Genomic DNA, 12,469 nt, shown 5'->3' with positions numbered 1-12,469 from the left:
AAGGCCGGGCGCGAAAGCGGCCCGGCCAAAAGAAGGTCAAGAACCTTCAGAGGGGAACACCGCTCGGTGGAATGGGAGGAAACCGCCGAACGATAATTCCTATATGCGCGTATTCGCGGCAGATGGCGACGAACGGCTTTCTAAAACAACGTGAGATTCGGAAATTTCGTTCTCGTTTTGAAAGATTTCAGCCGGTGAGGCGTCGGTTTCCAGAAGATCGGCATAGTGCCGGCGCGCCACGTCGGGATGCGAGCGCAGGCGGCTCTTCAGCACATTGGTGCCGACATTGCGAAACAGCGGGTTGTCGGGGTCGCTGGCCGGCCCGCGCGCCTCGGCCGCCAGATTCTCGGGCAGGTCGAGCAGCGGAATCGTGGCGTCGAGCCGGGCGCTGAAGAAGAACGGGACCGAGACGCGCTCGACGCCGGCTGGCGGTGTCACCACACGGTGGACTGTCGCCCGGAGATAGCCGTTCGACGCCAGTTCGAGCAGTTCGCCGATGTTGACCACCAGCGTGTCGGGCAGCGGATCGACGTCGACCCAGGCACCGTCATATTCGACCTGCAGGTCCTTGCTCTCGTCCTGCAGCAGAAGCGTCAGGAAACCGCCATCCTTGTGCGCGCCGACGCCCTGGTCATCCCCGGTGGCGTCGCGACCGGGGTAGCGCACGATCTTCATGCGGTGGTTGGGCTCGGCCCGGTAGATCGGATCGAAGGCATCCTCGGTCTGGTCGAGCGACAAAGCGAAGGCCCTGAGCAGCCGGATCGCTACCGCTGTCGCCTTGGTCTGCCATGCCAGCAGAGCCGGCTTCAGCTCGGGCAGTGCCCCCGGCCACTGGTTCGGCCCTTGCAGCCGCGTCCAGGCGGGCACGCCGGGGCCTTGTTCGATGGCCGGGCGTTCGACGCCGATGTCGAGCTGTTCGCGCCAGTCGGCCTTGCCTTTGGTCAGCTCGCCGCCGGCGCGCGTGTAGCCGCGGAACTGCGAGGACTTCACCATTTCGATCGCCAGTTTGTCGGCTTCCGGCAAGGCAAAGAACCGGCGCGAGGCGTCGAGCACTTCTGCGGTATCCGCAGCCGATATGCCGTGGCCGGTCAAATAGAAGAAGCCGACATCGCGCGCGGCCGTGCGCAGGTCGAAGAGAAACGTTCGCCGCTCGGAAGCGCCCTGTTCGAGACGGCCGAGATCAAGCACGGGTACGATCCTGGGCATGGTCAAGCTCCTTGTTCCGCTGTCACGGTGGCACGCAGGCCGGTCCGATCAAAGCAACGCGCAATCCAATCTCGGCGCCGATAGAGAAAGCCGGCGCTGCGTTTGGCAGCCTGCCGGCAAATAACGTTCGTGGCGCTCATCCGCGCCGGTCCAGCCTGGCGACCAGCCGGTCACCGACCCACTGGATGCCGCAAACGAGGATGATCAGCACAATGACCACGGCGACCATGACGCTGGTCTCAAAACGCTGGTAGCCGTAGCGGATGGCGAGGTCGCCAAGCCCGCCGGCACCGATGGCGCCGGCCATGGCCGAGGCGCCGATCAGGGTCACCAGCGTCACCGTGAAACCAGCAACGATGCCGGGCAAAGCTTCGGGCACCAGCACCTCGCGGATGATCGTCCAGCGGTTGCCGCCCATGGCGCGCGCCGCCTCGATCAGGCCGCGATCGACCTCGCGCAGCGACACTTCGGCGATGCGGGCATAGTAGGGCGTCGCCGCAATCGACAACGGCACGATCGCCGCCCAGGTGCCGATCGAGGTGCCGACGATCAGCCGCGTCACCGGGATCAGCGCCACCAGAAGGATGATGAAAGGCACCGAGCGGAAGCCGTTGATGACGGCGCCGAGCGCGCGGTTCACCCACAGGCTTTCGGCAATGCCGCCGCGCTCGGTGGCAATCAATGCCAGGCCGAGCGGCAGCCCGAAGACGAGCGAGATGAGGCCCGATGCCGCCGTCATCAGGACCGTCTCCCAGATCGAGCGCAGCAGAAGTTCAAACAGAACCGGCGACATGGCCAAGCACCTCCACCCGTGCGTCGCGGGCCTTCAGGAATGCGATTACTTTGGACAGATGTTTCGGATCGTTGCCCGCGACCGCAAGGAACAGCGTGCCGACCGGCTGCTGCTGGACATGGTCGATGCCACCATGGACGAGGCGGAACCGTCCCGGCACGGCCACCGCAAGATCGGACAGCAGCGGACCGCGCGCGGCCTCACCTGCGACGTCGACCCTGAGGATGAGCTCGGCGCCGCCTCCGGGAGCAAGCCGGCCGGCAATCTCGGCCGGCAGTTGCGGGCGGATGCCGCCGAGCAGGCTCCTGGTGATTTCGGAACGCGGCTCGGCAAAGACCGACCACACCGGGCCTTGTTCGACGATGCGCCCGGCATCGATCACCGCGACGCGGTCGGCGATCGAGCGGATCACCTCCATCTCGTGGGTGATGAGCAGGATGGTGAGGCCGAGCTGCCGGTTGATGTCTTTCAGCAAGGCCAGGATGGAGCGCGTCGTCTCCGGATCGAGCGCTGAGGTCGCCTCGTCGGACAGCAGCAGCGCCGGCCGCGCGGCCAGCGCCCTGGCGATGCCGACGCGCTGCTTCTGGCCGCCCGACAGCGAGGACGGATAGGCCTTCGCCTTCTCCGACAGGCCGACGAGGTCGAGCAATTCGGCGGCGCGCGCCAGCCGTTCGGCCTTTGGGCGGCCCTCGATCTTCAGCGGCAGCGCGACATTGTCCTCCACGGTCTTGGCCGACAGCAGATTGAAGTGCTGGAAGATCATGCCGATGCGACGCCGCAGCGGCTGCAATTCACGCTCGCCGAGCCGGCCGATCTCGCGGCCCTCGATGAAGACGTCGCCGGAGTCCGGCCGCTCCAGCCCGTTGAGGCAGCGGATCAGCGTCGACTTGCCGGCGCCGCTGCGGCCGATGATGCCGAGGATCTCGCCCTTCTTCACCGTCAGCGAGACGCCGTCGAGCGCAGGCGTCGCGCCAAAGCGGCGCTTGAGGTCGACCAGGCGTACGACATCTTCTTGCCCGGCCGATATATTGACCGGACCGGATGCCTCGGCCGTGACGTGCTGGTTCATCTCACTGTCCGTTTCAACGCTCGACAAATGCGACAGCGGCCCGCTCAACAGCGGGCCGCCTGCTCCTGACAACCAGGCGCCAATCAATAGGCGCTGATCCCGGTGCCCTTGTAGACCTTGTCGAACTCGGCCTTGACCGCCTCGTTCTGGTAGGACGCGACCAGCGTCTTCACCCACGCCTCGTTCTCGTTGCCGGATTTCACGGCGATGAAGTTGCGGTAGGGGTTGTCGGCCACTGGCTCCTGGGCGATGCGGTTGTCCGGGCCGAGACCGCTCTTCAGCGCCCAGTCGGTGTTGACGACAGCCGCGTCGAGATCCTCGACCGAGCGCCCGACAATGCCGGCATCCAGTTCCTTGATGACGACCTTCTTCGGGTTCTCGGCAATGTCGGCGGTGGTCGCCAGGATGCCGGTGCCGTCCTTCAGCTTGATCACGCCTTCGTTCTGCAGAACGCGCAACGCGCGGCCCTCATTCGAGGGGTCGTTGGGCAAGCCGATGACGGCGCCTTCGGGCAGGTCGGCAACCTTGGTGTATTTCTTGGAGTAGAGGCCGATCGGCCAGACGCCGGTGTAGCCGACGCGCACGATGTGGTACCCTTGGGTCTTGATCTGGTTGTCGAGATAGGGCTGGTGCTGGAAGGCGTTGGCGTCGATCTCGCCGCGCTCGAGCGCCTCGTTGGGCTGGGTGTAGTCGTTGAACACCACGGTCTCGACGGTCAGGCCTTTTTCGGCGGCCTGGGCGACGACGACGCGCCAGACATCCTCATCCTCGCCGCTGATGATGCCGACCTTGATAGACTTCTTGTCCTCGGCGAAGGACGGCGTCGGCTGAGCCAGACCGGCAAGCGTGACGGCCGAGGCAAAAAGTGCCGCAAGGGCAGCTCGCCGGCTGATGGCTGAAAAAAGAAGAGAGCTGGAAGCGTTTCCGCGTTCGGACATTGTCGATCCCTCGTAATCCTGAAGTCATTGCGGCGAGGTGGAATACCAAGCCTTGACGACATCATCGGCAATGCTGCTTGCCGGATCAAAGAACCGCATTTCTTCTCAAACACGAAGCCGGGAATATTCTCTCAAAGATTTCGCAATTGCGAGAACGGTCACGCCGGACCGGTCAGAATGTCTCGACAAAGGGCCGCAGCTCGACCTCGAAGCTCCAGGCGCTGCGATGCTGGCGATGGGTCGCGAGATAGGTCTGCGCGATCGCATCGGGCGACAGCTGGCTGTCCGGTCGCTCGGGCTTCGTCCCGACCGGCTCGATCTGGCCGTCGATAATGAAATGGGCGACATGGATGTTCTTCGGGAAGAGTTCGCGCGCCATCGACTGAGCCAGACCGCGCAGGCCGAATTTCGGCATGGCAAAGCCGGCGGAGTTGGGAAAGCCCTTGATGCTGGCGGAGGCGCCGGTGAAAAGAATCGAACCGGAGCCGCGCGCAAGCAGCCGCCGCGCCGCTTGCTGGCCGACCAGGAAGCCGCCATAGGCGCCGACAAGCAAGGCTTGTTTGACCGCATCGGGATCGACCTCGGCGATCGGGCCGCGCGTGCGGCCGCTGGCATTGAAGACGGCAAGGGCCAGCGGGCCTTGCTTGTCGGCGGCGTCAAACAGGCCGGCGACGGAGGCCGGATCGGCGACGTCGGTTTCGACGGCCAGCGCGCCGGTTTCCCCGACCAGCGCCGCGAGTTTGGCCGTGTTGCGGGCGGCCAGCACCACACGATAGCCTTCCGTGGTGAGAAGGCGTGCCAAAGAGGCGCTCAGGCCCGCACCCGCGCCGGCGATCACTGCGACTTCGGATGCCATGTCGTTTCTCCTTGGCGATGACGTGTTCGTCTCATAGCTGGCGTCTTGAGCGGCGAGACGCAAGAACGGCGTTGCTCGATTTTCGCTGTTCGGTGAAAAACCCTGCCGGCAGGTTCGGAGCAATCGACCGCGGCCAGGGTCTTGCCTGGCGAGACAATCCGTCCGACAGGTGATTGCGTTGGAATCGCAAACGGTGTCGCAAGGGAGTCGACCGTGGAACCAATCTGGGCCGTCGGCCTGATGACCGGCACCGTGCTTGACGGCAATATCGACGTGGCGCTGATCAAGACCGATGGCGAGCGGATCGCCGATTTCGGCACCTATACGCTGGCCCCCTACCCCGCAGCGATCCGTGCCTTGCTGGAGGAGACGCTGCGTCAGGCCCGGGTGTGGAATTTCGACGGGCCGGAGCCGGCGATCTTTGCCGAAGCCGAGGAGGCGCTGACGCGGGCGCAGTCGGCGGCGGTGAAGGACCTTGTCGAAAGCTACGGCCTGACCATGGGCGATATCGGCGTGGTCGGTTTTCACGGCCAAACCGTGCTGCATCGTGCCCCGCAACCCGGGCGGCGCGGCGATACGCGCCAGTTGGGCGATGGCGCGCTGATGCATTCCATTTTGGGCGCCAAGGTCGCCTATGATTTCCGCTCGGACGATGTGCGCGCTGGCGGCCAGGGCGCACCACTGGCGGCTGCCTACCACGCGGCGCTTTTGAGGGAAGCCGACGCCAGCGGGGACACCGCTGTGCTCAATCTCGGCGGTGTCGGCAACGTCACTTGGTGGGACGGCAAGGACAACATCGTCGCCTTCGACACTGGCCCGGCCAACGCGCCGCTCAACGATTTCATCAAGGCAAACGGCCTCGGCGAGATGGACCGCGACGGCGCACTGGGCGCGGCCGGCACCGTCGATGAAGTGCGGCTGGCCAAATTGCTCCAGCATCCGTATCTGACCAAGCCCTATCCGAAATCGCTCGACCGTTTCGACTTCGGCGCCGCCATGGCCGACGGCCTCGGCGCAGAGGATGGGGCGGCGACGCTGACGGCCTTCACCGTCTCGGCCGTCGGCAAGGCGCTCGATTTGTTGCCGCGCCGGCCGAAGCGGCTGGCGGTCAGTGGCGGCGGCCGCCGCAACCCGACGATGATGGCGATGCTGGCGAGGCGCGCCAACGTCGAGGTTGTGCAGGCCGAGACACTGGGCTGGAAAGGCGATGCGGTGGAGGCCGAATGCTTTGCCTTCCTTGCCGTGCGCGTGCTGCGCGGCCTGCCGATCAGCTTTCCCAGCACCACCGGCGTGCCGCGGCCGATGCAAGGCGGGCGGCTGGCAGGTTAGAGCTTCTTCTGCAGGAAGATGCGGCTGCGGCCGGTGGGAAAGTCAGGCAGTTCGCCGAAGCGCCGGTAGCCTTGCCGCTCATAGACTTTGGCCGCTGTCGGATTGAACGTGTCGATCCAGGCATTCTGGCAGCCCCGGGCGACTGCTTCGCGCTCGGCAGCGTCCAGCATGTCGCCGGCCATATGCTGGCCGCGCAGGCGTTCGTCGACCCACAGCCATTGCACATAGAGCCAGCCCCAGGCGGTGTATCCCGAAATGCCGGCGACGACAGCGCCGTGCTCGTCACGAACGAAGACCGCGATCGGCTTGCGGCCGGAGGGGCCGACATCGCCGTCATTGAACGCCGTCAGCCGCTCGGCCAGGAAGGCGAGGTCGTCTGACGAGGGGTCGGCAGTGGTTTCAAGCGTCGTCTTCATCCGGGCGGGGCTCGCATGGCAAGCCAAGCTCTAGCGAAGGACGGGATGAGGACGCAAGCTTTGCGGCTTGATGGGCGGAGGCGACCGCCATGACCCCGCTGCTGCCGCAACCAGCATCAGCACGGCGGCGACGATGGCGCAGATGGCAAAGCCGAACGATGAATAAAGCGGCCCGAAGCTGGTGGTGCCGATGAAGACGGCGAGGTAGGTGACCGAGCTGTTCAGGCCCATGATGGTGCCACGGCGCGACGGATCGAGCGCGGTAAGGCGCATCACCAGCACGTTCAGGCCGAAATGATTGGCAAGGCCCCAGATGGCGATCATAGCCAGGATCAGCACGAAATTGCTGCTTGCGAGCGCGATCGCGACATAGACGACGGCGACCAGCAGATAGGCGAAAGGCATGACGCGCCGTGCGCCGATGCGGTCGATGACGCCGTCGAGGAAGGCCGCGGCGCCGAAGCCGGCGCCGTAGGCGAGTGCGGCCAGCGCATTGGCGCTGACGGGCTCGCCCAGATCCTGGTGCAGATGATCGCCGAGATAGCCGTAGACGCCGTAAAAAGCGGTCATGAAGGCGATGCAGGCGATGAGCAGCGGCACGATGCCCGGAATGGCCAGCGCAACGAACGGCGACGGCGCCGGGCCGCTCTTCCTGACGTCGCTGAGCGAGGTCATCGACAAGGCAGCAAGCGCAATGGCGGAAAGCACCGCGACGGCGGCGAAGACGGCGCGCCAGTGCACGAGATCGGCAAGCACGGCCGACAGCGACACGCCGGCCACCATGGAGACCGTCCAGCCGGTCAGCACGACGCCGATCGTGCCGCTTTCGCGGCCGGGCGGCGCAATTGCCGCTGCACTGGCATAGATGGCCGGCATGGCGACGCCGGCGGCGATGCCGGCGACGGCCTGGGCCGCGACCAGCATGATCACCGTCGGCGCCAGCGCGCTGGCGAGAAGCCCGACCGCCAGAAGAAGCAGCGCGCCCTGCAGCATGCGGCGGGCGCCGACGCCGTCGATATAGCGGGCGAGAAACAAAGCGCTGGCGGAGGTGCCGAGACCGAAGGCAGCCGACGCGGCCATCACCGCCGGCACGCTGGTGCCGAAGGATGCGGCGACTGCCGGAGCAATTGGACCCAGGACCAGCGAGTTCGAGCCGATGACGGCGATGCAGCCGGTCAGGAGGTAGGCCAGCGCCGGGATCGGCTGATGGAGCGTTGCAGCTTGATGCGCGTTCGTCATCGGGTCATAATGGCCGAACTGGATTCCGCGACAACAAGGAATTTCGATATGGACGAAGAAACAGATGGGGTTCTGCAGAACAAGGTAGCTCCCCGCGAGCTCGACGCAATCGACCGAAAAATATTAGGCGTGCTGGTCGAGGATGCGACGATCAGCTACGCCGAACTTGGCGAACGCGTCTGCCTTTCGCCGCCGGCGGCGCATGAGCGGGTCAAGCGCCTGCGGCGCAGCGGCGCCATCCGCGGCACGGCTGTGATCATCGACCCGAAGGCGGTGAAGAAGCCGCTGCTCACCTTCGTGCATATCGATACCAAGGGCTGGGGCAAGACACCGGAGTTGATGGCCGTCTCCCAATATCCTGAGGTCGAGGAAATCCATTCGGTGGCCGGCGACACCTGCATGCTTCTCAAGGTCCGCACCGAGGACACCAGGGCGCTCGAAGGCCTGCTGGCGCGTCTCTACGAAACGCCCGGCGTCACCTCGACGCGAAGCTATGTCGTGCTGTCGACCTATCTCGAGCGCCCTGTGCAGCCCGAGATCACGGCGCAATGGCCGACGCCCCGGCATATGGCCACGCCGCTGTACTGATCTGCGCTATCTTCGTCTTGCCGGGGCCACAACAATCCTTCACAAACGGCACCCTATATTGATGCCAGGCATTGATTTGGGGTGACGAGAGGCGCGGCTTGGAATTCGAACTGAAAACCATCGAGGCGCTGGCCCCCGATCAGGCGTCGCTAAGCGCCGCCTCGAAGCTCACCAAGCGCTCGAACTGGCCGCGGCTGGAGAAGAACGAGCAGCAGGCGCTGATCTGGGGCGAATGCCAGGGCTCGGGATCCAACCCCTATCGCACCGTCGTCGACACCGGCGACCACGGCTACAAATGCACCTGCCCGTCGCGAAAATTTCCCTGCAAGCACACGCTGGCGCTGATGTGGATCGCCGCCACGGCGCCGGCCAGCTTCACATCAGCCGAAACAACGCCGGAATGGGTCAATGACTGGCTTGGCCGGCGCAGGAAGAGTGCGCCCCCGCCGGTCGACGCAAAGCCTGGCAGGGGCGCGTCTGGCAAGAGCATTGGCGAGGCCTCGCAGGCAGAGGAAAGCACCGTCGATGACGCCGCCGCGACGGAGCGCCGCGAGACGGCGCAGCGCAAGCGGGCGGAAGATACGCGCACCGCGGTGGCAGGCGCGCTGGACGAACTCGACCAGTGGATTGCCGACCAGCTGCGGCTCGGCCTTTCCGCCTTTGCCGACGCCAGCAGCGAGCGCTGCCGCCGCATTGCGGCGCGGCTTGTCGACATGAAGGCGACGGCGCTTGCGGGACGCATCGACGAAATCCCGGCCCGGCTAATGGCGCTGCGCAGCGAGGAACGGCCGGACGCGGCGATCCGCGAACTCGGCAAGCTGGTGCTGCTGGCCAAAGCCTGGCGCTCGGCGCCCGACGATCCCGAGCTGAAGCGACTGGTGTCGGCGTCCGAAACCCGCGACCAGGTTCTGTCCAGTCCCGACGCGAAGCAGGTCGACAGCCATTGGGAGGTCGTCGGCGAGAAGATCGAGACCCGCCGCGACGGTCTCGTCAGCCATTCGACCTGGCTGCTCGATCTGAAAAGCCCGACGCCGCAGTTTGGGCTGCTGCTCGATTTCTTTCCGGCTTCGGCCGGCCGCCGCTCGGCGGCGTTCACGCCCGGTGACCGGTTCCACGCCCGCCTGGTATTCTACCCGTCGCGCCAGCCACTGCGGGCCTTGGTGGCGGAGCGCAAGGGCGACGTCGTGTCGGGCGCCTGGCCGGATTTCGGCCTCGACGCTGTCAAGGACCCGCTCGCGGCGCATGCGGCGCACCAGGACGCAGCGCCCTGGTCGACCGATAGCCCGCTGATGCTGCCTGCCGGCGCGATCCTGCTCGATGAGCGCGGCACCGCCTGGTGGCAAGCGGCGCACGACCCGCAAGGGATCGCCCTGCCTGTTAGCGGGACCGTCGATCAGACCGTGCTTGGCCTCGACCTCGCGGCCACGGCAGCGCTTTGGAACGGCGCGCGGCTCGATCTGCTGGCCGCGCAAAGCGGCTTCGGGAGGCTCGATCTGTCATGAACGAGCTCGAACTAACCGGCCTGGCGACGATGCGCGACTGCTGGATCACCGGCGGAACCGCGTTCGATCTGGCGCCAACCGCATGGAAGGAGATCGCGGGTGGCGCAAGCCCAGACGAACGGGAGCGACGTCTGCTGGCGATCGCGGCGCAGGCGCTCGATGTGGGCTTAAGGCCAGCCGCGCCGAAGTCGCTGAAGCGGCGCCCGCCGCTGCCGAGGCTTGGCCTGCCGCTGCTGCCGGAGCGGTTGCGGCCGCTGTTGCGGGCGGCCCTGAAGAACGCCGCCGATGCGCAGCGCAAGTCGCGTGTCGCGACGCTCGTCGCCAGCCGCGGCTACGTGCTGCATCCGATGGACTGGATGCCGTCGGCATCAGACCAGAACAGCCCTGACATCTATGCGCCGTGGATCGACTGGCAGGCCAGCGTCGAGGGGCTGAAGATTGCCCCGCAGGAGCAGCTGACGGCGCAGAACTGGGATGACTTTTACCCCGCCGCGCGCCGTATCGCGTTGGCCGAGATGCGCCGTCGCGATCCGGCCACGGCCCGCAGCCTGATGGAAGCGAAGGCGACGGGCGAGCCGGCTGAAGTCCGGCTGGCGCTCATCGAACTCATGCATTTCAACCTGACGCCCACGGACGCGCCATTCCTGAAAAGCCTGGCAACCGACCGCTCCGGCAAGGTGCAGGAGCTGGCGGGCCGGCTGCTGGCAAGGTTGGGCGAGCATGGCCGGCCGGGCAACGACGGAGCCGACGACCCCGTTGCCGAACTCGCCGCCTTCATCACAGAAGGCAAATCCGGCTTCATCCGCCGCCGCACCACATACACGCCGGCAAAACTCAAATCGGCTGCGCAAGAAAGTCGTCGCGTCGACCTGTTCGCAAGCTGTTACCTGGTCGATCTTGCGGCGCATTTCGGCAAAACAGAGTCCGATTTCATCGGGGCATGGCAATTCGGTGCCGATGACAGAGCGGATCTGTCTCTCGTTCGGATGGTCGCCGTGTCCGGCAGCGATGCCACGGTGGCGCTGTTGGCGGATACGCTTGTCGCCGAAGGTGGCAAGTCGGCATTGTTTGTCTTCCACCTCATGTTGCGTTTGGACAGCGGCAGGAAGCGGAACCTGATCAGGCGGATCCTGAAGGACGCTCAAAATCTTGAAGCGCTCAACTTGGTCGAAGGCGCCGAAGCGAGTTGGCTTGAATGGGACGATTTGACAAATGGCAAGGCGCTGTCGGCACTGCGCACCATGGTTGCGGGAAACGACGAGCCCGCGAAGCGAAGCGCGGACCACGCCCTGGAAACGATAGGCTTTCTGGCCACTGCGGCGACAGCGGAAAAATTGATCGAGCATGTCGTTGCGGCCGGCATGCCGCCGGCGGCAGCCTCGCTCGCTTTCCTGCGCCTCAACGCGGCCCTGACGGGAACCAACCCATGACAATCCGGAGAACAGCACCATGAACGCAGCCATCCGCCTCCCCGTCGAGCAGGCCTATGCCGCTGAACTGCAGGCGCTGGCGCGCAATGACGACAAGCAAAAACCTGCGGGATGGAGCCTGTCGCCAAAGGCCGTTCTGACCTACCTGCTCGGCGGCAAGGCAAGCGACGGCACCGTGATATCGCCAAAATATGTCGGCCGCCGCCGGCTGATGGAAACGGCGGTGGCGACACTCGCCACGGACCGCGCGCTGCTGCTGCTCGGTGTTCCCGGCACCGCAAAATCCTGGGTGTCGGAACATCTCGCCGCCGCCATCATGGGCAATTCCACGCTGATCGTGCAGTGCACGGCCGGTACCGACGAGAACCAGGTCCGCTACGGCTGGAACTATGCGCAGCTTTTGGCCAAAGGGCCGAGCCAGGAGGCGCTGGTGCCGACGCCGCTCTACCGCGCCATGGAGAGCGGCAAGCTATGCCGCCTGGAAGAGTTGACGCGCATGGGCTCCGATGTACAGGATACGCTGATCACCGTGCTGTCGGAAAAGATGATGCCGATCCCGGAACTCAACACCTCGCTCTATGCCCAGCGCGGCTTCAACATCATCGCCACCGCCAACAACCGCGACAAGGGCGTCAACGAGCTGTCCTCGGCGCTGAAACGCCGCTTCAATGTGGTGGTGCTGCCGCTGCCCGAGGACATGGCGGAAGAGGTGGCGATCGTCTCCAAGCGGGTCGACGAGATGGCCGGCGGGCTCGACCTGCCGGTGCCGAAAAATGTCGGCGAGGAGATCGCTCGAGTGTTGACCATTTTCCGCGAGCTGCGCTCGGGCGCAACCGCCGACGGCAAGGTGACGCTGAAGACGCCTTCGGGTTCGCTCTCGACAGCCGAGGCGATCGCCACCATGGTCGGCGGCCTCAGCCAGGCGGCGTGGTTCGACAGCGGCAAGCTCGGCGCCGAAGGCCTCGCCGCCAGCCTTGTCGGCGCCATCGTCAAGGACCCGGTGCAGGACAAGGTGGTGCTGGAGGAATATCTCGAAACGGTGCTCAAGAAGCGGCCGGACTATGCCGGCTATTACGCGGCGCTGAACGCAGCGATCTGAGGTC

12 protein-coding genes are annotated in these 12,469 nt (G+C 65.6%); 5 read left to right on the top strand and 7 right to left on the bottom strand.

The window, feature by feature from the left end; all coding sequences use genetic code 11:
- Window positions 1–99 precede the first annotated feature (99 nt).
- The 5 genes from X756_RS156640 to X756_RS156660 form a co-directional block, all read right to left on the bottom strand.
- A complete protein-coding gene (locus X756_RS156640) occupies window positions 100–1,206 on the bottom strand; it encodes an isopenicillin N synthase family oxygenase (RefSeq protein WP_023729259.1) in 1,107 nt (368 codons plus the stop codon).
- Between the two features lie 136 nt (window positions 1,207–1,342).
- Window positions 1,343–1,999, bottom strand: a complete 657-nt coding sequence (locus X756_RS156645; RefSeq protein WP_023668578.1) for a methionine ABC transporter permease — start codon at window positions 1,997–1,999, stop codon at window positions 1,343–1,345.
- Window positions 1,980–3,068 carry a methionine ABC transporter ATP-binding protein gene (locus X756_RS156650; protein ID WP_023729258.1) on the bottom strand — a complete coding sequence of 363 codons (1,089 nt, stop codon included), beginning with the start codon at window positions 3,066–3,068 and terminating at the stop codon, window positions 1,980–1,982. Before X756_RS156650 ends, X756_RS156645 begins: the two co-directional genes overlap by 20 nt.
- A gap of 83 nt (window positions 3,069–3,151) precedes the next feature.
- Window positions 3,152–4,006 (bottom strand): MetQ/NlpA family lipoprotein, encoded by an 855-nt coding sequence (locus tag X756_RS156655; RefSeq protein ID WP_023668580.1) that lies wholly within the window; start codon window positions 4,004–4,006, stop codon window positions 3,152–3,154.
- Between the two features lie 172 nt (window positions 4,007–4,178).
- Window positions 4,179–4,862 carry an SDR family NAD(P)-dependent oxidoreductase gene (locus X756_RS156660; RefSeq protein ID WP_023668581.1) on the bottom strand — a complete coding sequence of 228 codons (684 nt, stop codon included), beginning with the start codon at window positions 4,860–4,862 and terminating at the stop codon, window positions 4,179–4,181.
- A 213-nt stretch (window positions 4,863–5,075) separates the two neighbouring features.
- Between X756_RS156660 and X756_RS156665 the strand changes: the two genes are divergently transcribed.
- The gene (locus X756_RS156665; RefSeq protein ID WP_023709949.1) at window positions 5,076–6,191 is read left to right on the top strand and encodes an anhydro-N-acetylmuramic acid kinase; all 1,116 of its coding nucleotides are present in this window, start codon (window positions 5,076–5,078) and stop codon (window positions 6,189–6,191) included.
- Here X756_RS156665 and X756_RS156670 read toward each other — a convergent pair.
- The gene (locus X756_RS156670; protein ID WP_023726346.1) at window positions 6,188–6,607 is read right to left on the bottom strand and encodes a GNAT family N-acetyltransferase; all 420 of its coding nucleotides are present in this window, start codon (window positions 6,605–6,607) and stop codon (window positions 6,188–6,190) included. The genes X756_RS156665 and X756_RS156670 overlap by 4 nt on opposite strands.
- A gap of 30 nt (window positions 6,608–6,637) precedes the next feature.
- Complete coding sequence (locus tag X756_RS156675) at window positions 6,638–7,846, bottom strand: MFS transporter (protein WP_023729257.1); 1,209 nt, start codon at window positions 7,844–7,846, stop codon at window positions 6,638–6,640.
- 48 nt (window positions 7,847–7,894) lie between these two features.
- Between X756_RS156675 and X756_RS156680 the strand changes: the two genes are divergently transcribed.
- The 4 genes from X756_RS156680 (at window position 7,895) to X756_RS156690 (ending at window position 12,465) form a co-directional block, all read left to right on the top strand.
- A complete protein-coding gene (locus X756_RS156680; protein ID WP_023687041.1) occupies window positions 7,895–8,434 on the top strand; it encodes an Lrp/AsnC family transcriptional regulator in 540 nt (179 codons plus the stop codon).
- 98 nt (window positions 8,435–8,532) lie between these two features.
- Window positions 8,533–9,936 (top strand): SWIM zinc finger family protein, encoded by a 1,404-nt coding sequence (locus X756_RS156685; RefSeq protein WP_023729256.1) that lies wholly within the window; start codon window positions 8,533–8,535, stop codon window positions 9,934–9,936.
- Window positions 9,933–11,366, top strand: coding sequence for a DUF5691 domain-containing protein (locus X756_RS20615; protein WP_023729255.1), 1,434 nt, complete (start codon window positions 9,933–9,935; stop codon window positions 11,364–11,366). The genes X756_RS156685 and X756_RS20615 overlap by 4 nt, the downstream gene beginning before the upstream one ends.
- Before the next feature lie 19 nt (window positions 11,367–11,385).
- Window positions 11,386–12,465 (top strand): AAA family ATPase, encoded by a 1,080-nt coding sequence (locus X756_RS156690; protein WP_023673899.1) that lies wholly within the window; start codon window positions 11,386–11,388, stop codon window positions 12,463–12,465.
- Window positions 12,466–12,469: the final 4 nt, after the last annotated feature.

Source organism: Mesorhizobium sp. LNJC405B00, from assembly GCF_000502615.1.
In the GTDB taxonomy this organism is placed as follows: domain Bacteria; phylum Pseudomonadota; class Alphaproteobacteria; order Rhizobiales; family Rhizobiaceae; genus Mesorhizobium.
Note: the sequence above shows the minus strand (reverse complement) of the source record. Positions and strands in the feature narration are given on the sequence as shown.

Coding starts and splice junctions, on each gene's coding strand:
- X756_RS156640 (WP_023729259.1), bottom strand. CDS start 1,206: ATGCCCAGGATCGTACCCGTGCTTGATCTCGGCCGTCTCGAACAGGGC.
- X756_RS156660 (WP_023668581.1), bottom strand. CDS start 4,862: ATGGCATCCGAAGTCGCAGTGATCGCCGGCGCGGGTGCGGGCCTGAGC.
- X756_RS156670 (WP_023726346.1), bottom strand. CDS start 6,607: ATGAAGACGACGCTTGAAACCACTGCCGACCCCTCGTCAGACGACCTC.
- X756_RS156655 (WP_023668580.1), bottom strand. CDS start 4,006: ATGTCCGAACGCGGAAACGCTTCCAGCTCTCTTCTTTTTTCAGCCATC.
- X756_RS20615 (WP_023729255.1), top strand. CDS start 9,933: ATGAACGAGCTCGAACTAACCGGCCTGGCGACGATGCGCGACTGCTGG.
- X756_RS156645 (WP_023668578.1), bottom strand. CDS start 1,999: ATGTCGCCGGTTCTGTTTGAACTTCTGCTGCGCTCGATCTGGGAGACG.
- X756_RS156690 (WP_023673899.1), top strand. CDS start 11,386: ATGAACGCAGCCATCCGCCTCCCCGTCGAGCAGGCCTATGCCGCTGAA.
- X756_RS156675 (WP_023729257.1), bottom strand. CDS start 7,846: ATGACGAACGCGCATCAAGCTGCAACGCTCCATCAGCCGATCCCGGCG.
- X756_RS156680 (WP_023687041.1), top strand. CDS start 7,895: ATGGACGAAGAAACAGATGGGGTTCTGCAGAACAAGGTAGCTCCCCGC.
- X756_RS156650 (WP_023729258.1), bottom strand. CDS start 3,068: ATGAACCAGCACGTCACGGCCGAGGCATCCGGTCCGGTCAATATATCG.